Below are 21,723 nucleotides of genomic sequence, written 5' to 3'. Positions count from 1 at the left end.
AGAGCCATGGCAGAGAAACTCACGAAGAACGAGCGCCGAGAGCGCGCCCGCGAGCAGGCGCGCCTCGCCCGCGAAGCCGAGAAGCGCCGCGAGAAGCGCGGCCGCCTGATGCTGCAGGGTGGCATCGTCGTCGGTGTGCTGGCGATCCTCGCGGTCGTCGCGCTCGTCCTCACCCAGACCATGAAGCCCGCCGGCCCGGGCCCCGAGAACATGGCATCCGGTGGTGTGGTCTTCACCAAGGATCTCAAGGTGGTCGAGACGCCCGCACTGCAGGCCGGTTCAGAGCGCAAGGCCCCCGAGGTCGATCGCAAACAGCTGCCCCTCGATGTCAGCATCTACGTCGACTACATGTGCCCCGCCTGTGGTGCCTTCGAACAGCAGTACGGCACCATGCTCGAGAACTACGTGGGCAGTGGTGACGTCAATCTGCAGGTGTACCCGCTGAACTTCCTCGACAGCGCATCGCTCGGCACCAAGTATTCGACGCGCGCAGCGAACCTATTCGCCTGCGTCGTCGAGCAGCAGCCCGACGTCGCGTTCAAGCTGCACAACACGCTCCTGAGCGCAGAAGTGCAGCCCAAGGAAGGCAGCACCGGCCTCACCGACGATCAGCTGCTCGAACAGGCCAAGAGCGCCGGCGCCGAGCTCACCACCGAACTGCGCCAGTGCGTCAAGGACGTGCGCTTCGGCAGCTTCATCTCGGCGAACTACAAGGCCGTGAGCGAAACCGGCGTGCAGGGCCTCGCCAAGGGTGCCCAGATGTTCGGCCCCGGCGGCACCGAGCTGCAGCCCGCCGATCAGGCGCAGCGTCTCGTCAGCACCCCCACCGTGATCGTCAACGGTCAGCAGTGGAACCAGGCCCGTGACGGCGACCTCGAGTCGTACCTGCTGAAGGTGAAGGGCGAGGTCGAAAAGAACAGCGCGGCCTCAGACAAGACTGATTCTGCAGACACGAAGAAGTCGGAGTAAGCTATCCGGGGCGGTAGCGCACGCTACCGCCCCTTTGCCGCCTTAGCTCATCTGGTAGAGCAGCGCCCTTGTAAAGCGCAGGTGGTCGGTTCGAGTCCGACAGGCGGCTCCACTCGCTGCGCTCGTTGCGCCGCCTTCTGGCCTGCGAACCGACTCCGGTGTCGCAGGCTCCACCGGCTTCCCGTGCGCAACGCTGGCGCGTTGCATCAAGCACGGAAAGTAAGTCCGACAGGCGGCTCAAGTAAGAAACGCGTCAGCGTTTCGTCGCAGAGCCGCGGCGCTCACAAGCGCCGGCTAAGGAGCGAAGCGCGGGCTGGGCTCCACTCGCTGCGCTCGTTGCGCCGCACCCACTCCCCTCACCGCTCGTTCGCCCTGCTCCTGCCGCGGGAGTAAGGTTGTCCGAGTGCATGTGAGGTTGAGGGTTCCCGTCGCACTGCTCGGTTCGGGCACTGCGGGCATGCTGGTTGCGGTGCAGTCGCGCATCAATGGCGGGTTGAGCCAGCAGATCGGCAACGGATATCTTGCGGCCGCTGTCTCGTTTGGTTCAGGGATGCTGCTGCTCGCGCTGATCACGCTTGCCACCCCACGGGCGCGGCGTGGCATGCGCCTGCTCTCTGCTGAGGTGCGTTCGGGGGGCTACCCGGTGTGGGGTCTGCTCGGGGGCACTTGCGGCGCGTTCTTTGTGCTCACGCAGGGGTTGGTGGCGTCGGTGATCGGGCTGGCGCTGTTTACTGTTGGCATTGTGGCGGGCCAGGTGCTTGGCGGCTTGCTGATGGATCGCATCGGCATCGGCCCTGGTGGTCGCGTTGATCCGTCGCTACCGCGGGTGGTGGGCACGGGGCTCGCGGTGGTGGCTGTTGCGGTGTCTGTAGCTGGCGGGCTGGGGGGTTCTGGATCGCCGTGGCTTGTCGTGGTTCCGCTGATCGCTGGGGTCGGTATGGCGTGGCAGTCGGCTGTGAACGGCTTGGTGCGGGCTGCGGCGCAGAGCGCGATCGCGGCGACTTTTGTGAACTTCGTGGTGGGCACTGCGGTGCTGGTTGTGGCGGCTGCGGTGTCGTTGGCGGTGCAGGGGTGGCCTGCGAGTTGGCCGAGCGAGCCCTGGTTCTATGCGGGTGGGGCGATCGGCATGATCTTTATCGCGGTAGCTGCGATGCTCGTGAGGCTCACAGGGGTGCTGCTGCTGAGTATGTCGAATGTTGCGGGGCAGCTCATCGCTTCGGTGCTACTTGAGGCGTCCTTGCCGCTCGCTGGCGGGGTGACGACGTTGATGGCTATGGGCACAGTGGTGGCTCTGGTGGCTGTGCTGATCGCGTCGTTGCCTGGGCGGCGCTCACGGTCGTGACCGGAGGGGCGTTTCAGAGTTCGCTGAGATGCCGTGACAGGTCGATGGGTTTGCGTGGTTTGCTGCGCCGGTCTGTGTCGGGGATGCCACCGACGTAGATCCAGCCGAGCAGGTATTCGGGCTTCTGCACGCCGAGTGCTTTGCGCACCGCTTTGGCGCGGGTGAGCGAACCGGTGCGCCAGAAGGTGCCCCAGCCGGCCTCGTGCAGCAGCAGTCCGAGGGTGTGGGCGACGCCGCTCGCGACGGCTTCCTGCTCCCACAGCGGCACTTTGCTCTTGCGTGGGCTCACCACGATGGTGAGCAGCAGGGGCGCGCGTTGCGCTTTCGCGATGTACTTGCCGCGCGATCCGCCCTCTGCTTTGGCGAAGGCTTTGCCGAGCTTGTTGCGAGCGTTCCCGCGCAGGCTGATGATGCGCCAGGGGCGCAGGCCGGAGTGGTCGGCGATGCTCGACATTGCTGAGACGAGTTCTGCGATTTCAGTCGGTGAGGGAGCGTCTTCGGTGACTTTGGAGTGGGACCGTCGGTTGCGAACCGCCTGTAGCGCAGGGCGGGGCGTCAATGATTCTGCGGGCATCTCGATCACCGGCGCTCGTCGGCGGATCCGGCCTCCGGCTCGAACGACAGTGCGAGGGAGTTCATGCAGTAGCGGTCGCCTGTAGGGGTGCCGAAGCCGTCGGGGAAGACGTGGCCGAGGTGCGATCCGCATTTCGCGCAGCGCACTTCGGTGCGCACCATGCCGAGGCTGCGGTCTTCGATGAGTTCGACGGCCTCGGGGCGGATGCTCTCGTAGAAGCTGGGCCAGCCGCAGCCTGAATCGAATTTGGTGCCCGCGACGAAGAGTTCGTTGCCGCAGGCGCGGCAGTGGTAGAGGCCGTCGCGTTCCTCGTGCAGCAGTGCGCCGGTGCCAGCGCGCTCGGTGGCGGCTTGGCGGAGGATCGCGTATTCCTCGGGGGAGAGGCGGGCGCGCCACTCGGCATCTTCGAGGCTTACTTCGTAGTTGTTGTCGGATCCGATGGGCTGGCTCATGATGCTCCTTTGCGCGCTGCGGTGCGCTGTCAGTGTACGCCGCGAGGCTGCTTGCGGGCCGGGAATGGCGAGTGCGCGGGAGGGGCGGATCACCCCGACTTGCATCATCGGATGATATTCGTCAGACTATTCTGCGATGCCTCGAGTTAGGCATACCTCATCTGAGTCGGATGTGACACCGATTGCGGCTCCGCCGCAATCCCGTGCACACCCCAATTCCATCCATCAAGGAGTGCGTTGCGCATGTTTGCACGTCAGGGTTTGCGAGCGTCACTCGCAACATTGCTGGTGTCGGCCCTGGTCGCGGGGGGTGCGCTGCTTGGCGGCACCGCCGCTTCCGCAGAAGAACTGCCCGCCGATCCGCTGACCGAGCAGACCGCGATCCCCGAGGCCCCCAGCAACGGCACGCCGAGCGAGGCCCCCGCTGAAGAGCCAGCCGCACCGCAGCAGCCTGCCGCCGAAACGCCCTCCGAAGCTGACACCGCTCAGCCCGTCGACGACACCGCAGCAGCGGCTCCCTCGCTGCTCGCCGCGGCGCCGCCCGCAACGCTGGAAGCGGTGCGTGAGAATGGCGGATCGCTCGACTGGGGCTTCAAGGCCAGCTGGCGCGGTTACCTCGCGGGCGTGGGAGGCACGCAGACCCCGTACGGCGGTGCAACACTCAACCCTGACGGAACCACTCACTTCCCCGAGTCGGCCGCGTCGAGCTTCGACCCAGCTGCGGGCACCGGTGAGATCGCCTACACCGGTGGTGTGATTTGGGATAACCCCGCGCACGGCTTCACGATCGCGCTGCAGAACCCGCGGATCACCATTGCGGCCGACGGCGCGGCCACCGTCTCAGCTGAGATGAGCACCACCGACACCGCTGGAGCCGACTCCGTTGCCCGCATTGTCTTGGCGACGATCGCTGCGACGGGGACTTCGGCCGAGACGAACTCACTGCAGCAGTGGACGGCCGCGGAGGGCGTGTTCGCGTCAACGCTCGCGCCGACCGGAGTCGCGCGCTACCAGGGCCAGGCCACCGATGTCTTCACCTTCTCCACTCCCGCCGCGCCGCCGAAGGTGTGGTCGCCTGGGGTGCAGGTGTTCTTGGGTGATTCGACGACTCCGCTTGCTCCGGGTGCGCAGGTGTACAAGGGTGACAAGTTGAGGATCACGGGCACCGGGTTTGATCCGGCTGCGAATGTGGGTGGTCGTGGTGTTCCGATTCCGAACACGCTGCCGCAGGGTTCGTATGTGGTGTTCGGGAAGTTTGCTCCGGTGTGGAGCCCGGCTGATGGTGTTGCGGCGTCGGCGCGGAAGGCTGGCCCGCAGGGGTGGGTGCTTGCGGAGAGTGTGCTGAATCAGGTTCCGAATGATCGTGGCTACCAGAGCATTGTGCGTGCGCAGTGGGTGCCGCTTGCCGCTGATGGTTCGTGGACTGCTGAGCTGACGTTGGCTGATCCGAAGGATGCCGCGACGGTGACCGGTGATTACGGCATCTACACCTATGGTGCGGGTGGTGTGAACAACAAGGCGCAGGAGACCAAGCTCGCGCTCAACTACACCGACACCGAGCGGCCGAAGGTGTGGTCGCCTGGGGTGCAGGTGTTCTTGGGTGATTCGACGACTCCGCTTGCTCCGGGTGCGCAGGTGTACAAGGGTGACAAGTTGAGGATCACGGGCACCGGGTTTGATCCGGCTGCGAATGTGGGTGGTCGTGGTGTTCCGATTCCGAACACGCTGCCGCAGGGTTCGTATGTGGTGTTCGGGAAGTTTGCTCCGGTGTGGAGCCCGGCTGATGGTGTTGCGGCGTCGGCGCGGAAGGCTGGCCCGCAGGGGTGGGTGCTTGCGGAGAGTGTGCTGAATCAGGTTCCGAATGATCGTGGCTACCAGAGCATTGTGCGTGCGCAGTGGGTGCCGCTTGCCGCTGATGGTTCGTGGACTGCTGAGCTGACGTTGGCTGATCCGAAGGATGCCGCGACGGTGACGGGTGATTACGGCATCTACACCTATGGTGCGGGTGGTGTGAACAACAAGGCGCAGGAGACCAAGCTCGCGCTCAACTACACCGACACCGAGCGGCCCGTCGCACCCTCGTACGAAGCCGACCTCAAGGTGTTCCTCGCCGATGGCGTCACCCCCTACGACGGCCGTCAGGTGAAGGAAGGCGACAAGCTCGTCGTCAAGGGCACCGGCTACGATCCCTACGTGAACAAGTGCTTCACGGCGCAGCCTGTCTGCGATCTCGGCGGCCTCGGCAACCCGATCCCGTCCGACAAGCCCCAGGGCACCTTTGCTGTCTTCGGTCACTTCGGTGAGCACTGGCGTCCCTCTGAGGGTGCGCCGAGCGACCAGCGCAAGATCGACAAGAGTAACCGGGCCTGGGCACTTGCGAAGGACACCCTGGAGCAGGACGTTCCCGCGCAGTACCGAGACACGATCCGAAGCGAGTGGACAGAGATCGATCCCGCGAGCGGATCCTTCACCTGGACGGTAACGCTGAAAGAGCCCGCAGATCTCGTAAACGGCGGGAACTTCGGCATCTACACCTACGCCGGCGGCGTCAACACGAAGAACGCCGCCCAGGAGCGGATGGTTGCGATCAACTTCGCAGGCAAGGATCGCACGCCCAAGCCCGACCCCGACCTCACCAAGGGCGGACTGAAGTGGGGCGTCAAGGATAGCTTCCGCAGCTACGTCGAGGGTGGTGCCGGCGGCAGCATCTCGATGCTCGGTGCGGCGAAGCGCTCCGGCGGCGTGTTCGAGTTCCCGCAGATCGATGGCGGATCCTGGAACGCGAAGAACGGCACCGGTGATGTGCACTACGCGGGAGGGGTGACGTTCACCGGGCACGGCGGCGCACTCGCGCTCACGCTCGCCGATCCGCAGATCACCGTCGAAAGCTCATCACGAGCCGTGCTGAGCGCCAAGATCGACAACGCCCGCTTGGCGCTCGCCGATATCGACCTGAGCAAGGCGAAGCGAAGCGAAGACAACGGTGCCGTGACCTGGTCCGGCGCGCCCAGCACGCTCCGGGCAGAAGCCGTCACGCACTTCCTCGATTTCTACACCGCCGGCAGCCAGATGGATCCCGTCACCTTCACCGTTGGCGCGGCCTCTGATGCGAAGCCCACCGACCCGGTGACTCCGCAGCCGAAGCCCGAGCCGAAGCCCGAGACACCGGCACCCGTGCCCGCGCAGGGCACACAGCAGGCCGGCTCACTCAGCTGGGGTGTGTCCTCAGGTTTCGCGGCCTATGCGACAGGTCCCATCGCGAAGGGCAGCGTAACGGGGAACGGCGTCGGCGGCGGCGCGGGCGGCTACGTCTTCCCGCAGGCCGGCAGCGCCTGGAACGCCGCCTCGCACACCGGCACCGTGCAGTACTCGGGCGTGGTGACCTTCACCGGGCACGCCGGACTCATGCGTGAAACCTTCGCCAACCCCGTCATCACCGTGCACAACGCGCTCTCGGGAACCATCACGGTGCGCGGCGAATCGTACGCCCTCAATCTCGCCGTCGCGGCCAAGTCAGTGGGGGCGAACGGCGAGGCCACCTGGGCTGGGGCACCCGTCGCCGGTGCCATCAGCGGCGGCGGATCGACGGGCAGCGGAGCGGGTGGAGGCTCCTTCGGCATCGACCCGGTCACCTTCACCGTGGGCGCGGTGAGCGGAGCAAATTACGGCACCACAACGGTGTCGGCGAAGCAGACGAAGCGCACCCCCGCTGCGGCCCCTCCGGCAACCACGGGCGTGACCGTGGTGACTCCGGCGAAGAAGCTCGTGCCGGGCGGCGAGATTGAGATCGAGGCTTCCGGCTTCGAGAGCAAGGAGCGGGACATCCTCGTGGTGGTGTACTCGGATCCGATCGTGCTCGACGAGGCCGCGGGCGCTGATGAGAACGGCACCGTGCGCTGGATTGGCACCCTGCCCGAAGATCTCGCACCTGGCACGCACACGATCACCCTGCAGGGCAGCATCAACGCCGGTGCGGTGATTGAGGTCGCCGAGAAGGCCGAGACCGTGAAAACGGAGAAGGCCAAGAAGGACGCCACCGCGAAGATCGCAGAGCAGGCCGAACCGATGGCCGCCGGAGTGCTCGGAGCGGATGCGGGCCCCGTGTGGGTATGGTGGGTCGCGGCGATCGCGCTGCTCGTGATCGCAGGAGCGACCACCGGTCTGGTGGTCGTGCAGCGCCGAGGACACGCGGGAGAGAAATGACGAACACAACGGCAGTGATCAAAGGGTTTCTCACGGCCACTATCGTTGCTGCAGCGGCTCTGGCGGCGCCAGCAGCCGCGACAGCGGCCCCTGCCGCGTCCGTGGCCGCAGGCAATTGCCCCGTGCAGACCGCGGAGATGACCTGGGGGGTGAAAGAGAGCTTTCGTTCATACATCAGCGGATCGATTGCGAACGGTGAATGGACCGTGAGCGAGGATATGCGCTACGAGACGCCCAACTTCATCTGGAACCAGGCCACGGGAAGCGTCTCTGAGACGCTCGATGAGGGGCGGATTGCCTTCACCGGCGCCGTGCACTTCACTGGCCACGACGGTGCGATGCAGCTCGACATTGCCAATCCCGTGATCGAGTTCGCGGGCGAAGACACCGCCTATCTGATGCTCACAATGGGCGCGACCGACACCGCGAACGCGGGCGGCGCGGCCAGCGCATCAGAGGTGCGGGCTGCGAAGATCGACCTCGCGGGTGCCGTGTCGGCGCAGGACGGTGATCTGAAGATCGTGTCGGCTCCCGCCCGCCTCACGGCTGAGGGTGCCGAAGCGTTCAACGGTGAGTACGGCAGCTACGTCTCGGGTGACGAACTCGATCCCGTCAACGTCACCGCCACCGTCGATTGCCTGCTCGCGGCGAGCAGCGTCGAAGCGCTTGCAGAGCCGGCCCCCGCCGAGGTGGCTGCGCCGCAGCAGGCCGCAGCGCCGAGCGTGCCCTGGGTGCCGATCGTGATCGCCGGCGTTGCGGTGCTCGTGATCGGCGTCACCGTCGGCATGCTCATCGCCGGCCGGGGTAAGAAGCAGCCCACCGCTGAGCCAGGCACCGACGACGCGTCGTCGACCGAGGTCTGAGCCGGCCTACGAATACCGAGATGGCCCACGATTCACGTGAATCGTGGGCCATCTCGGTATATCTGGGCTGACTCGATGACGCCGCGCTGCGGAACGGCACACTGCTGCCTGCGCAGACCGGTGCGGGGGCGGATCCGAATCGCGGATCCGCCCCCGTGTCAGACGCGCAGGGGGAGTACGATCCCCTTACCCGTCACGGGGTGCGGCACCACCTCCACAGGGGTGCGGTACACCTCGCTCACGATCTCCGCGGTGAGCACCCGATCCGGTGCATCGCAGGCGAGGATGCTGCCGTCGCGCAGCAGCGCGATCCGATCCGCATACGCCCCGGCAAGATTGAGGTCGTGCAGCACCACGAGCACGGCGTCGCCGGCCTTGGCGCGCTCGCGCGCGATCCCGAGCACTGCCTCCTGATGACCCAGATCGAGTGCGGCAGTGGGTTCGTCGAGCATCAGCACACCCGTGCGCCCCGCCATTACCCGCGCGAAGCCTGAGCGGGCTCGCTCGCCGCCGGAGAGCGACGGCACCCTGCGATTGCCGAGATGCGCGACGTCGGCTGCGGTGATCGCCTCGGAGATCGCCGCATTGTCGTCTTCTTCGAGCGGAGTGCGGCGCCACGGCGCCCGCCCCATTTCGACAACCTGATGCACGGTGAACGGAAACAGCAGCTGATTGTCCTGCAGCAGCACGCTGCGACGCCGCGACAGATCAGAGAGCGACCAGTCGGAGATGTCGCGGTCGCCAAAACGCACAGATCCGCGATCCGGGGTGACATCACCCGAGAGCACGCTCAGCAGCGTCGACTTGCCTGCGCCGTTCGGGCCGAGCAGAGCGAGCACCTCGCCCGCCCGCAGCTCAAGTGAAACAGAATCGAGCAGCACGCGACCGCCGCGCTCCAGGTGCACGGACTCCGCCGCGCAAACGGTCTCGCCGAGCATGGCGCGCTGCGGCACCTCGATATGGCGGGCCATCATCCCCACCCCCCGCTCCGCTTGCGGGTGCGTCGCAACAGCCAGAAGAAGAACGGGCCACCCACGAGCGCCGTCAGCATGCCGATGGGCATGTCGGCGTTCGGCACAACCGTGCGGGCCGCGAGATCGGCGAGGGTGAGCAGCAGCGCCCCGCCCAGCGCAGAAGCGGTCACGAGCGGCAGATGCGCCGGGCCGAGAATCATGCGCATCAAGTGCGGGATCACGAGGCCTACGAAGGAGATGATGCCGGCGAAGGCGACCGCAGCCCCGGTCAGCAGTGCCACGACGAAGATCATGGTGATCCGCAGCATCTCGACATTGACGCCGAGGTGTCGCGCATTGCGCTCACCGAGCGACAACAGATCGAGTTTGCGGGCCGCGAAGTAAGCCGCGAGCAGGCCCACCGCGATCACCGGGGCGATGATCGCGACCTGCGACCAGCGACTGCCGGCGAGACTACCGAGCTGCCAGAACACGATCTGCTCACGCGACTGCGTATCGCCGAGGAAGGTGAGCAGGGCAATACCGGCGCCCGCGATCGCGTTCACTGCGATGCCGGTGAGCACCAGCGTGACCACCTCGGTGCGGCCGTCGGCACGGCTCATCGCATAGACGAGCAGAGTGGCTCCGAGGCCCGCGACGAAGGCGAACACCGCCGTAGTCCACTCGCCGAACACGGTGACGCCGAAGACGATCGCGAGCCCTGCGCCCACAGCTGCTCCCGAGGAGATGCCGATCACGCCGGGTTCGGCGAGCGGGTTTCCGAAGATCGCCTGCATGAGCAGACCGGCCACGGAGAGGCCCGCGCCGATCAGCACCGCGATCGCGACGCGGGGGAAGCGCACGGTCCAGAGGGTCTGATCGCCCATCGGGTGGCTCGGCAGCGGCAGCCAGTCGATGCCGACGCGGTGCAGCAGCGAACCGAGCACCTCCTGCGGTGGGATTCCGAGCTGCCCCGTGCTGCCCGACAGCACGATCGAGACGATGAGCGCCACTGTGAGACATACGAAGAGCACTGTCTTCGTCGTCGCGTGACGTGACGTCGTGGCGGACGAGGATGGGGTCATGCGAGCTCGGAACACCTTTGCGTGACACACGCGGCGAGCGCGGCTCGGCCGGTGTGGAAATGGGGTGGATCTTCGAAGTCCGAGAATCATCATACCTAGCTGGGTTAGGCTAAACCCGGTATTCGTCTGATGGATTGAGGAGCGCCGTCGTATGAAGTTGGGAACGAAGCGTCGCGTGGCCGCGCTCGCGCTCGTGGCGCTGCTCGGGATCGGTGTGACAGGCTGCCAGAGCGGCGGCTCGCAGGGAGGCGCTGCAGCGGCCGAACCGATCAATCTGCCACCGTTGAGCGAGGTCACCCCGCTCGAAGACCCGACCGCATATGAGGGCCCTACGACCGCGCTCGTGGGCGGCCCCAGCATTCCTCCGCTCGCCGAGGCGGCAGAGGCGCAGCTCCCCGTCACCGTTGTCTCCCACGACCGCTCCGGCGACACCGACGTGACGGTCACCGATAACTCGCGCATCGTGCCGCTCTCGCTCAGCGGATCGGTCGGCGAACTCGTCACCGCATTCGGTCTCGCAGACAACATTGTGGGTCGCGACATCTCCACCACCTTCCCGGGCTCCGACGATGTACCAGTCGTCACGAAAGACGGCCACTCGATCGACGCCGAAAGCGTGCTCGCGCTCAACCCAAGCCTCATCATCACCGACGGCAGTATCGGGCCCAGCGATGTGGTGCTGCAGCTGCGCGATGCCGGGATTCCCGTGGTCACCGTGGATCGGGCGGTCGATGCCGAGAGCAGCTTTGTCACCGCCCAGCAGGTTGCCGACGCACTCGGGGTAGGCACCGCAGGCCCCACCCTTGTCGACTCGCTGCGCGAGGCCATTGCAGCCAAGGAGGCAGAGGTGCAGCGCTTGCTGCCCGAAGACACCTCGAAACTGCCTCGGGTGGCGTTCCTGTATGTGCGTGGCACCGCGGGCGTCTTCTATCTCTTCGGTGAGGGCAGCGGTGTGGATTCACTGATCCGCTCGGTGGGTGCCGTCGATGTGGCCGCCGAGATCGGCTGGAACGGCGAGAAGCCGATGACGGAGGAGGCGCTGATCGCGATGGACCCCGACATCATCATCGTGATGACGAAGGGCCTCGACAGTGCCGGCGGGGTTGACGGGCTGCTGCAGGCGCAACCGAGTATCGCGCTCACCTCGGCGGGGCAGCATCGTCGCATCATTGATGTCGACGATGCGGTGCTCTTCGCGGGCGGCACGCGGATCCCCGACGTGATCGACGGCCTCGCCCGCGCGATATATGCGCCGGATTCGCTGTAGACAACGCGAAGCGTTGTCGCGATCCGGCGCTGGCTTACGAGCCAGCCGACGTGCGGAGCACGGAGGAGATTCGCTGTAGACAACGCGAAGCGTTGTCGCGATCCGGCGCTGGCTTACGAGCCAGTCGACGTGCGGAGCGCGGAGGAGATTCGCTGTAGACAACGCGAAGCGTTGTCGCGATCAACTCACCCCTCAGCTGGAGAACTGTCAGGGATGGTCGGGGTACGCTAGTGGAATCCGCGGGGCAGGGGCCGCGGGCGAAGGAACGGGAGCAGGCTTGGCGCAGAAGATCGAAGACACGAGCATCACTCGTGGCGTGCGCCAGGACTACCCGGAAGATCGTTTCGACAGGGTGCCGCGCAGTGGTCGTGTCGGCGCGCACCGCATCACTCCTCGTCCTCGCTATGTCTGGCAGTACCTGATCGCTGGGCTGCTCGGCTTTGCGCTGCTCACCACCGTTGGTATCGCCATTGTCACGGGGATCGGCAACGCCGGTAAGTTCACTGGCGATACTCCCTCGAGTTCGTCGAGCTCAACCAAAGCGCCTGAGGCGGTTCTCGACCCCGCCGCAACTGTCGCGGTGCTCAACGGCACCCCCACCCCGAATCTTGCCGCGGCTGTCGATCAGATCATCACCGAGCAGCAGTGGGGCACCATTCTGTTCAGTGGCAGCGCGGCTGCCAGCGATGTGCAGATCTCCGCAGTCTTTTACTCCGACCCCGCTGACGCCTCTGCTGCTGCGGGTCTTGCCGCGAAGCTGGGCGGCATCTCCACTTACCCGGCCGACACCTATCAGGAGTACGGCGCGCGCCTCATCGTGCTGTTGGGAGCCGACTATGCCGGGCCCGGCTTGGGGGAGACCCAGAGCCCGGCCGCGGAGGAGCCTCAGGTCGATCCCGCGACGGGCTATCAGATCGACGCAGAAACCGGGCGTCTCATTGATCCGGGCACGGGCTGGCTGATCGACCCGGATTCCGGCTGGCCGGTCAACCCTGAAACCGGCGAGCCTGTCGACCCCGCGACGCTGCCCGCGCCGTAGCCCTCGCCTGCCGGGGCAGTCTTCGGCGGAGCACTTCGCGCTCCCTGCGTGTTCGCTCCTCGCGAGCAGCGCTGCTTGCACTCGGCATGCTTGAGTGCCAAGATTGGTGTTAGCAGTCGAATCGACTGAGTGCTAAAACATCCGTGCGTCGGTGCCCGGCGCCGGCACGGAGCCCACCATCAGTAGAGACGTCCGGGAGGGGCGAAACACATGGCAAAGATCATTGCGTTTGATGAGGAAGCGCGTCGTGGACTTGAGCGGGGTCTGAACATCCTCGCCGACGCCGTCAAGGTGACGCTCGGCCCGCGCGGCCGCAACGTCGTTCTCGAGAAGAAGTGGGGCGCCCCCACGATCACCAACGACGGCGTTTCGATCGCCAAGGAGATCGAGCTCGACGACCCGTACGAGAAGATCGGCGCCGAGCTGGTCAAGGAGGTCGCCAAGAAGACCGACGACGTCGCGGGCGACGGCACCACCACCGCCACCGTGCTCGCTCAGGCGCTCGTGCGCGAGGGCCTGCGCAACGTTGCCGCCGGCAGCGACCCCATCGCGATCAAGAAGGGCATCGAGAAGGCTGTCGCAGCTGTCTCGGCCAAGCTCCTCGAAAACGCGAAGGAGATCGAGACCACCGACGAGATCGCCGCCACCGCTTCGATCTCGGCCGCTGACGAGCAGATCGGCAAGCTCATCGCCGAGGCGATCGACAAGGTCGGCAAGGAGGGCGTCGTTACCGTCGAGGAGTCGAACACCTTCGGCACCGAGCTCGAGCTCACCGAGGGCATGCGCTTCGACAAGGGCTACCTCTCGGCCTACTTCGTCACCGACGCTGATCGCCAGGAGGCGGTCTTCGAGGATCCCTACATCCTCATCGTCAACAGCAAGGTCTCCAACATCAAGGATCTGCTCCCCGTCGTTGATCCCGTGATCCAGTCGGGCAAGCAGCTCCTCATCATCGCTGAGGACGTCGAGGGTGAGGCGCTTGCCACCCTCGTGCTCAACAAGATCCGCGGCATCTTCAAGTCGGCTGCTGTCAAGGCTCCCGGCTTCGGCGATCGCCGCAAGGCCATGCTGCAGGACATCGCGATCCTCACCGGCGGCACCGTCATCTCCGAGGAGGTCGGCCTCAAGCTCGAGAACGCCACCCTCGACATGCTCGGCAGCGCCCGCAAGGTCATCATCACCAAGGACGAGACCACCATCGTCCAGGGTGGCGGCGACGAGGAGCAGATCCAGGGCCGCGTGGCTCAGATCCGCCGCGAGATCGAGTCGACCGACAGCGACTACGACCGCGAGAAGCTGCAGGAGCGCCTTGCGAAGCTCGCCGGTGGCGTCGCCGTCATCAAGGCTGGCGCTGCGACCGAGGTCGAGCTCAAGGAGCGCAAGCACCGCATCGAAGATGCCGTGCGCAACGCCAAGGCTGCTGTCGAAGAGGGCGTGCTGCCCGGCGGCGGTGTCGCCCTGATCCAGGCCGGCAAGGACGTCTTCGACACGCTGGAGCTCTCGGCTGATGAGGCCGTGGGTGCGAAGATCGTGCGCGCTGCTATCGAGGCACCGCTGCGTCAGATCGCTCAGAACGCGGGCCTCGAGCCCGGTGTTGTTGCGGATCGCGTCGCCAACCTCCCCACCGGTCACGGCCTCAACGCCGCCACCGGCGAGTACGGTGACCTGGTCGCCCAGGGCATCCTCGATCCCGCCAAGGTGACCCGCTCGGCGCTGCAGAACGCGGCATCGATCGCCGGCCTCTTCCTCACCACCGAGGCTGTTGTCGCCGACAAGCCTGAGCCCGCCTCGGCGGCTCCGGCTGACCCCGGTGCCGGCATGGACTTCTAAGTCCACAGCCTGTTGCAAACGCGGCGGTCGCACCTTCGGGTGCGGCCGCCGCGTTTGTGTATTCCGGGATGATCGCATGTGCGTGAGCTGTTAGAATCTCAGGAGTCATGCCAGCGCCCGTGGAGGAACTTCCGAGTATGTCGCAGTTCGCCCTGAGCGGCTCGCACAGGCCCCACCTCCACCCGGGATCCACCCTTCCGCAGTTGCAGCAGGCTCTTGCCGCCGATGCGTCGCTGGCCTTCGACGTCGCCGAGCACCCGTCGGCCGATGAAGCCCTTCGGCACCATATCTGGCAGAGCTGCGACAACGAACTTCGGGTGCGGATGGTCGAGAGCTTCCTTGCGCGATCCGATGCGAAGCTCGCGGCAGGTGCCGAGCTTCCGGTGCAGGCGATCCGCTTCTATGACATGCTGCACCGGCTGCGAGACGCACTGGTGAGCGAAGGGCACCCCGACACCAACGCCGAGATGACCACGTTCCCGGGCGGTGGCTGGCCGCGGCCCGTGGCTCCCGCCGGCCCCGCCCCTCTTGCGTCTCCCGCCGATGGGCCGGCTACACCGGTCACCCCGGGCGAGAGCGGCGTCGAACTGTTCCTCCCAGACGGCACCGCAGCCAAGCTCCTCGCCCGCCGCGTGATCCTCGGCCGGCGCCCCCGCACCACACGCGGCAGCGCGGAGCAGCTCGTGAAGATCGTCGACCCGAGCCGCATGATTTCGCTGATGCACGCGCTGCTCGAGTTCGACGGCAGCCGCTGGTGGATTACCGATCTGGGCTCCACGAACGGCACCTGCCTCGGTTCCGATGCCTCGGCGCCCTTGGCGGCACCGGGAACCCCCTACCTGCTTCCGCAGCGCATCATGCTCGGCGGGGTGACGCTGGTGTTTCGGCAGGTGGGCCGATGACCGGCGGTGCGGTGCTCTCGCCGAGGCTGGAAGTCATCAGCGACGGAACGCGGCATACGGTGCTGCCCGGCACATTCTTCGTGGTCGGCAGGTCAGGGCATCCCGACCTCCGCCTCGACACCCCGATCGTGTCGCGTCGGCACCTGGTCATCGGCTACAAGCAGGGCTGGTTCGTCGAAGATCTCGGTTCGAGCAACGGCAGTTACATCGGTGAGGAGCGAATCGCGCGTGAGGCCATCATGGCCTCCACCGAGCTGCGCCTCGGCGATCCGCGAACCGGCCCGCTCATCAGGCTCGTCCCCGCAGCCGAGCCGACTCGCGCTCCGATCACGCGAGACGTGTTCGGCGCCGCGCTTCGACAGCTCGACCCGCCGCCGCTCTTCGATGCCCAGCCCGCGAGCGCAGAGCCGCAGCACCAGCACGGAGGCGCTCCTGCCAGAGCCCCGCACCCGGTGGGGACCCAGCTCCTCCTGGGAGACCCGTCGCATGCCGCCGCCCCGATTTCTGTCACCCACAGGCCTGCCGCCGAGGCACTGACACGGCCTGTCGTGCAGGGGGAGGGGCTGCGCATCCGCGGTCTGGGCTTTCGGCTGGCGAACGGCAGGCCGCTGCTGCGGGATATCTCCCTCGATGCGCCGCGGGGCACCCTCACTGCTGTGGTGGGGCCGTCGGGCGCCGGAAAGTCGACCTTTGCGCGCACGGTGACCGGGCTACGCCAGGCGAGCGAGGGCACGGTGTCGTTCGACGGCATCACCGTGCATGAAGACTATGACCGTGCGAAGCCAATGATCGGCCTGGTGCCGCAGGAAGACGTGATCCACGGCCAGCTGACGCTGATCCGCGCCCTCCGCTTCGCTGCGAAGCTGCGGCTCGGCGATGGCGTCAGCCCTGCGGAGCGGGAGGCCCGCGTGCAGCGCGCGCTCGCGCAGCTCGACCTCGAAGCGCATGTCGGCACGCGCATTTCAAGCCTCTCCGGCGGTCAGCGCAAGCGGGCGTCGGTTGCGCTGGAGCTGCTGACAGAGCCGGCCTTCCTGTTGCTCGACGAGCCGACATCGGGCCTCGATCCGGCTCTTGACCGTCAGCTGATGGAGGAGTTTCGTTCGCTGGCAGATGGCGGCAGAACCGTCGTGACCATCACCCATTCGGTGGCCTGTCTCGCGCTCTGCGACCAGGTGGTGGTGCTGGTGCCCGGCGGTGCTCCCGCGTTCATCGGCCCAGAAAGCGACGCCCTGGCATTCTTTGGAACCGATGACTGGTCGCAGATCTTCGAGCGTCTTGCGGCCGACCCGGAAGGCTGTGCGGCCCGCTGGGCCGCGACGGAGACCGCGCAGCGCATCTCCGCACCGGCCGGCCCGTCAGTGCCGAAGAAGCTGCCGACAGCCGAGCGTGCGTCTCGGGCCACCTCGCGCGGGGCGCAGCTCGCTACCCTCGTGCAGCGTCAGCTCGCGCTGATGGTCGCGGATCGCGGCTACACGCTCTTCCTGCTCGCCCTCCCGTTGTTCGTGGGGTTGCTGCCGATCGTGGTGCCCGGCGAAACCGGGCTCACCCAGGTGCAGCAGGCGAAGAACGCGCAAGAGCCGCAGATGATCCTCACGCTGCTCATGATTGGTGCGGTGTTCATGGGGATCTCGATGAGTATTCGCGATCTCGTTGGTGAGCGCAGCATCTATGAGCGGGAGCGCGCGGTGGGGCTCAGCACCTCGGCGTATCTCGGCTCGAAGCTGCTGGTCTTCTCGGCCCTTGCGTTCTTTGGTGCCGCGGTGATCTGTGGGGTGTCGGGGGTGATTGCGGATCCACCCACGGGTGATGGGGTGATCGGGCTGGGCGCGCGTGTCGAGCTCGGAATGGCCCTAGCCGCGACGATCATCGTGGGCGCGTGTATGGGCTTGTTGCTGTCAGCGCTCGTCAACTCGCAGAACCAGGTGATGCCGGTGCTGATCGTGGTGCTGATGGCGCAGATGGTGCTCAACGGTGGTCTCATCCCGCTGGTCGACAGCGCGGTGTTGAACGCTGCGTCGATGGGGGTGCCCACGCGCTGGACGCTGGCGCTGGGTGCGAACAGCATCGATCTGCATGGCCTGCTCGTCATTGCTGATGAGGTCGAGCGTGCCGCGGTTGCGGGCTCGCTGGCCGAGCCCGACACGATGTGGGAGCAGGGTGCGGCGCGTTGGTGGGGTGGCGCACTGGTGGTCGCGGCGCTCGCAGCGCTGTGCATTGCGGGCGCCTGGTCGCGCACGCGCTCCCGCGCCGCATAGCGGTTGCGGGAGCGCTGCCGCCCTCAGGAGTCGGTGCCGGGTGCGGGCAGCTCGACGCGGAACGTCGCGCCGCCGCCGGGGGTTTCGTGCACCTTGACGCTGCCCCCGTGGGCGTCGACAATCGACTTCACGATAGCGAGACCGAGGCCCGATCCGCCCGTTTCACGGTTGCGGGAGGTGTCCGCCCGCCAGAAACGGCCGAAGATGCGATCGCGGATCTGCTCGGGGATGCCCTCGCCGTGGTCGACGATGTCGAAGCGCGACATGGCCGGCTTGCCTTCCTCCGGCGGCACCGCCGAGACCACGATCTCGATCGGGCTGCCCTCGGGAGTGTGCCGCATCGCGTTGCCGATGAGGTTGGTCATGAGCTGGCGCACTTTGTGCTCGTCACCGAGCACCTGCGGGTCAGTGGGGTCTTCGACCACGCTGACTTCCCTGTCGGGGGCCTGGGCGCGCGCATCGAGCGCGGCATCGTGTGCGAGTCTGCCGAGCGCAAGCGGGGCGAGTTCGAGCGAGCGGCGTTCGTCGAGCCGGGCGAGCGCCAGCAGATCCTCGACGAGCGAGGTCATGCGGATCGCTTCCTTTTCGATGCGCTCCATGGCCTGACCCACCTGCTCGTCGTTCTGCAGGGCGCCCATGCGGTACAGCTCGGCGTAGCCGCGCACCGACACGAGGGGGGTGCGCAGTTCGTGGCTGGCGTCACCGATGAAGCGGCGCATGCGTTCGATGGTGCGAGCCTGATCTTCGAGCGACCCGTCGAGGCGGTCGAGCATCACGTTAAGCGATTCGCCGAGGTGTCCCACCTCGGTGTGCGGGCTCGACACCATGATGCGTTTCGAGTAGTCGCCGCGCGAGATCTCAAGCGCGGTCTGCTCGACCTCGGCGAGCGGCAGGAACGTGGCGGTCACGAGCAGGCGGGTGAGCGCCGCACCCAGCAGGATCACCGCGATGCCGAAGGCTGTGAAGATCACCACGTACTGCGCGAGCACCTGATTGATGAAGCCGCTCGATGCCGCGATGAGCAGGGTGCCGCGGATCTGACCGTTCTCGGCGATGGGCAGCGCGATAGCGCGCCACTCCGTGCCGTCGGGGCTCGACAGTGGGGTGAAGCCCTCGCGGTTGATCGCGTCGGGTTCGGGCACCTGCGGGGTCGACGAGGTGCCCTCGCCCCTGGCGTTGTCGTACTGCAGGGTGCCGTCAGAGCCCAGCAGCGCGACGTAGTACAGGCGATCCGCGTAGAGGATATCGTTGCGGGTGAGGTTGTTGATGTCAGCACCCTGCGCGAGCGCGTCGGCTGGGTTGCTGCGCAGCTGAATGAGCGTGTTCGTCTGATTCAGTGCGAGCATAGGCCGCAGCACCGAGAGGGTGCCAACGCCGGCCACGATGAGCCCCAGAAAGAGGATGAACACCGTGACGCCGGTGATCTTCGCGCGCAGCGAGACATCGGCCCAGCGGTCGGCGAGGCGAGCCACCCTACTTGGTCTCGGTCTTCAGCATGTATCCGAAGCCGCGCTTGGTCTGGATCAGCGATTCCTCGGTGAGCGGATCGAGCTTGCGGCGCAGGTACGAGATGTACGACTCGACGATGCCGGCGTCGCCGTTGAAGTCGTACTCCCACACGTGGTCGAGGATCTGCGCCTTCGAGAGCACGCGGTTCGCGTTCTGCATGAGGTAGCGCAGCAGCTTGAACTCGGTGGGGGAGAGCTCGACAGGGGTGTTGTCGACAGACACCTCGTGGGTGTCCTGATCCATCGTGATCGGGCCGACGGCGAGCACCGAGTCCTCATCCTCCTGGATGGTGCGGCGTAGCACGGCCTTGATGCGCGCGATGATCTCGTCGAGGCTGAACGGCTTGGTCACGTAGTCGTCGCCGCCGACGGTGAGGCCCTCCACCTTGTCTTCGGTGTCATCCTTCGCGGTGAGGAAGATGATCGGTGCAGTGTAGCCAGCGGATCGCAGCCGCTTGGTGACGCTGAAGCCGTTCATGTCTGGCAGCATGACGTCGAGGATGATGAGGTCTGGCTCTTCCTCGAGCACCGCCGAGATGGTCTGCGCGCCGTTGGCAACCGCGCGCACGCCGAAACCTGCGAATCGCAGGCTCGTGCTGAGCAGCTCACGGATGCTGGGCTCGTCGTCGACGATAAGGATCCGGGGTCCCTTGTTCTGCGTAGTCATGACTTCAGTATCTGGAAGTTTGCTATGAAGCGGCTGACAGTGTGCGCGATTGCGTGTTGCGTGTCGCCGAGCTGCTCGGAGGAGCTGGGCTGTCTGCGCGGTCTGCGCTGGCTGTGGGCAAGCCGACGGGCCGTAGCCACCACCCGCTACACCTCGTGGGCGTCGAGGATCGTGTAGCTGTAGCCCTGCTCGGCGAGGAAGCGCTGCCGGTTCTGAGCGAAATCCTGATCGACGGTGTCGCGCGCGATCAGCGTGTAGAACGACGCAGTGATGCCTTCCCGCTTGGGCCGCAGCAAGCGCCCTAGGCGCTGCGCCTCCTCCTGACGCGATCCGAAGGAGCCGGAGATCTGAATGGCGACCGAAGCGTCTGGCAGATCCACCGAGAAATTCGCAACCTTGGAGACCACCAGAATGCGCTCCTCGCCGCTGCGGAACGCCTGGAACAGGCGCTCGCGCTCGTCGACGGGGGTCTGACCGGTGATGAGCGGGGCGCCGAGCGCATCGGACATCGCTTCGAGCTGGTCGATGTACTGGCCGATAACGAGCACCTGCTCATCTGGGTGCTTCTCGATGATGCGCCGCGCGATCCGCTGCTTCTCAGGCGTCGATGATGAGATGCGGTACCGGTCTTGATCTTCGGCGACCGCGTAGTCCATGCGTTCCGACTCCGGCAGCTGCACCCGCACCTCGAAGCAGGCTGCTGGGGCGATGAAGCCCTGAGCCTCGATGTCTTTCCAGGCCGCGTCGTAGCGCTTCGGTCCGATGAGGCTGAACACGTCGCCTTCGCGGCCGTCTTCGCGCACGAGGGTCGCGGTGAGGCCGAGGCGGCGCCGCGCTTGGAGGTCGGCGGTGAGCTTGAAGACTGGCGCGGGCAGCAGGTGCACCTCGTCGTAGACGATCACGCCCCAGTCTTCGGCGTCGAGCAGCGAGAGGTGCTGGTACTCGCCCTTCCGGCGGCTGGTGAGGATCTGGTAGGTGGCGATGGTGACGGGCTTGATCTCCTTCACCTGGCCCGAGTATTCGCCGATCTCGTCCTCGGAGAGGTTCGTGCGGCGGATCAGTTCGTCGCGCCACTGGCGGGCTGAGACCGCGTTGGTAACGAGGATCAGCGTCTTCGCGCCGACGGCGGCCATTGCCGCCGCACCCACGATCGTCTTGCCTGCCCCGCAGGGCAGCACCACCACGCCGGAGCCGCCGCGCTGGAAAGCGTCCACGGCCTTCGCCTGGTAGTCGCGCAGTTGCCAGCCCTGCTGTTCGAGGTCGATGGCGTAGGGCTCGCCGGGGGTGTAGCCGGCGAGGTCTTCTGCGGGCCAGCCGCGCACCACGAGCTGCTGCTTCAGCTCGCCGCGCGCCCACGGCTCCAGCGGGTAGCTGCGCTCGTCGATGCGGTTGCCGAGCAGCGGTGCGATCTTTTTCGCGCTGGTGACTTCGCGGAGGATCGCGGGGTCGTCTGAGCGCAGCACCAGTGCGCCATCGGCGTCGCGTTCGATGGTGAGGCGGCCGTAGCGGCGCATGGTGTCTTCGATGTCGCTTGCGACGCCGGTGGGCACGGGGAACTTGGCGTAGCGGTTTAGTGTGCCGAGAATTTCTTCAGAGGTGTGCCCGGCTGCGCGGGCGTTCCAGAGGCCAAGCCTGGTGACTCGGTAGGTGTGGATGTGCTCGGGAGCGCGCTCCAGCTCGGCGAACACGGCGAGCTCGTGCCTGGCGTCTTCTGCGTCGGGGTGCGCGACCTCCAGGAGCACGGTGTGGTCGCTCTGCACGATGAGGGGCCCGAGAGTCATAGCTATCGAGTCTACGCCGCTCTGATGTGGATC

General features: G+C 66.4%; 16 protein-coding genes and 1 tRNA gene. 10 read left to right on the top strand and 7 right to left on the bottom strand.

Translation table 11 applies throughout. From position 1 onward, the window contains the following. Positions 1–6: 6 nt before the first annotated feature. The 3 genes from WFI54_RS10420 (at position 7) to WFI54_RS10410 (ending at position 2,311) form a co-directional block, all read left to right on the top strand. A complete protein-coding gene (locus tag WFI54_RS10420) occupies positions 7–969 on the top strand; it encodes a DsbA family protein (RefSeq protein WP_336652730.1) in 963 nt (320 codons plus the stop codon). Positions 970–1,005: 36 nt separating this feature from the next. Next, a tRNA-Thr gene (locus WFI54_RS10415) sits at positions 1,006–1,081 on the top strand. 297 nt (positions 1,082–1,378) lie between these two features. Continuing rightward, complete coding sequence (locus WFI54_RS10410; RefSeq protein ID WP_336652729.1) at positions 1,379–2,311, top strand: DMT family transporter; 933 nt, start codon at positions 1,379–1,381, stop codon at positions 2,309–2,311. Between the two features lie 13 nt (positions 2,312–2,324). On the opposite strand, the gene WFI54_RS10405 is transcribed toward WFI54_RS10410, so the two are convergent. Further along, the gene (locus tag WFI54_RS10405) at positions 2,325–2,885 is read right to left on the bottom strand and encodes a nitroreductase family protein (RefSeq protein ID WP_336653089.1); all 561 of its coding nucleotides are present in this window, start codon (positions 2,883–2,885) and stop codon (positions 2,325–2,327) included. A gap of 5 nt (positions 2,886–2,890) precedes the next feature. Next, positions 2,891–3,337 (bottom strand): peptide-methionine (R)-S-oxide reductase MsrB, encoded by a 447-nt coding sequence (gene msrB / locus WFI54_RS10400; RefSeq protein ID WP_336652728.1) that lies wholly within the window; start codon positions 3,335–3,337, stop codon positions 2,891–2,893. Positions 3,338–3,580: 243 nt separating this feature from the next. Between msrB and WFI54_RS10395 the strand changes: the two genes are divergently transcribed. Together WFI54_RS10395 and WFI54_RS10390 are read left to right on the top strand one after the other, a co-directional pair. Further along, positions 3,581–7,540 (top strand): HtaA domain-containing protein, encoded by a 3,960-nt coding sequence (locus WFI54_RS10395; protein ID WP_336652727.1) that lies wholly within the window; start codon positions 3,581–3,583, stop codon positions 7,538–7,540. Further along, positions 7,537–8,403, top strand: coding sequence for an HtaA domain-containing protein (locus WFI54_RS10390; RefSeq protein WP_336652726.1), 867 nt, complete (start codon positions 7,537–7,539; stop codon positions 8,401–8,403). The genes WFI54_RS10395 and WFI54_RS10390 overlap by 4 nt, the downstream gene beginning before the upstream one ends. A gap of 158 nt (positions 8,404–8,561) precedes the next feature. Here the strand turns inward: WFI54_RS10390 and WFI54_RS10385 are convergent, their stop codons facing one another. Together WFI54_RS10385 and WFI54_RS10380 are read right to left on the bottom strand one after the other, a co-directional pair. Next, positions 8,562–9,374 carry a heme ABC transporter ATP-binding protein gene (locus WFI54_RS10385; RefSeq protein ID WP_336652725.1) on the bottom strand — a complete coding sequence of 271 codons (813 nt, stop codon included), beginning with the start codon at positions 9,372–9,374 and terminating at the stop codon, positions 8,562–8,564. Then, complete coding sequence (locus WFI54_RS10380; RefSeq protein ID WP_336652724.1) at positions 9,374–10,441, bottom strand: FecCD family ABC transporter permease; 1,068 nt, start codon at positions 10,439–10,441, stop codon at positions 9,374–9,376. The genes WFI54_RS10385 and WFI54_RS10380 overlap by 1 nt, the downstream gene beginning before the upstream one ends. A 151-nt stretch (positions 10,442–10,592) precedes the next feature. Between WFI54_RS10380 and WFI54_RS10375 the strand changes: the two genes are divergently transcribed. From WFI54_RS10375 to WFI54_RS10355, 5 genes are all read left to right on the top strand, one after another. Then, the gene (locus WFI54_RS10375; RefSeq protein ID WP_336652723.1) at positions 10,593–11,708 is read left to right on the top strand and encodes a heme/hemin ABC transporter substrate-binding protein; all 1,116 of its coding nucleotides are present in this window, start codon (positions 10,593–10,595) and stop codon (positions 11,706–11,708) included. Positions 11,709–11,985: 277 nt separating this feature from the next. After that, positions 11,986–12,747, top strand: a complete 762-nt coding sequence (locus WFI54_RS10370) for a LytR C-terminal domain-containing protein (protein ID WP_336652722.1) — start codon at positions 11,986–11,988, stop codon at positions 12,745–12,747. A 210-nt stretch (positions 12,748–12,957) separates the two neighbouring features. Then, positions 12,958–14,577, top strand: coding sequence for a chaperonin GroEL (gene groL, locus WFI54_RS10365; RefSeq protein WP_336652721.1), 1,620 nt, complete (start codon positions 12,958–12,960; stop codon positions 14,575–14,577). Between the two features lie 137 nt (positions 14,578–14,714). Further along, positions 14,715–15,479 carry an FHA domain-containing protein gene (locus WFI54_RS10360; protein WP_336652720.1) on the top strand — a complete coding sequence of 255 codons (765 nt, stop codon included), beginning with the start codon at positions 14,715–14,717 and terminating at the stop codon, positions 15,477–15,479. Next, positions 15,476–17,734 (top strand): ATP-binding cassette domain-containing protein, encoded by a 2,259-nt coding sequence (locus WFI54_RS10355; RefSeq protein WP_336652719.1) that lies wholly within the window; start codon positions 15,476–15,478, stop codon positions 17,732–17,734. The genes WFI54_RS10360 and WFI54_RS10355 overlap by 4 nt, the downstream gene beginning before the upstream one ends. A 23-nt stretch (positions 17,735–17,757) precedes the next feature. Here WFI54_RS10355 and WFI54_RS10350 read toward each other — a convergent pair whose 3' ends face one another. From WFI54_RS10350 to WFI54_RS10340, 3 genes are all read right to left on the bottom strand, one after another. Further along, positions 17,758–19,206: a sensor histidine kinase gene (locus WFI54_RS10350; protein WP_336652718.1), complete on the bottom strand. Its 1,449-nt coding sequence runs from the start codon at positions 19,204–19,206 to the stop codon at positions 17,758–17,760. 1 nt (position 19,207) lies between these two features. Beyond that, the gene (locus WFI54_RS10345; RefSeq protein WP_336652717.1) at positions 19,208–19,909 is read right to left on the bottom strand and encodes a response regulator transcription factor; all 702 of its coding nucleotides are present in this window, start codon (positions 19,907–19,909) and stop codon (positions 19,208–19,210) included. Between the two features lie 146 nt (positions 19,910–20,055). Next, the gene (locus WFI54_RS10340; RefSeq protein ID WP_336652716.1) at positions 20,056–21,690 is read right to left on the bottom strand and encodes a DNA repair helicase XPB; all 1,635 of its coding nucleotides are present in this window, start codon (positions 21,688–21,690) and stop codon (positions 20,056–20,058) included. Between the last annotated feature and the right edge of the window lie 33 nt (positions 21,691–21,723).

Source organism: Leucobacter sp. MMO-125, from assembly GCF_037148395.1.
In the GTDB taxonomy this organism is placed as follows: domain Bacteria; phylum Actinomycetota; class Actinomycetes; order Actinomycetales; family Microbacteriaceae; genus Leucobacter.
The sequence above is the reverse complement of the archived record's forward strand: the minus strand, read 5'-3'. Positions and strand labels throughout refer to the sequence as shown.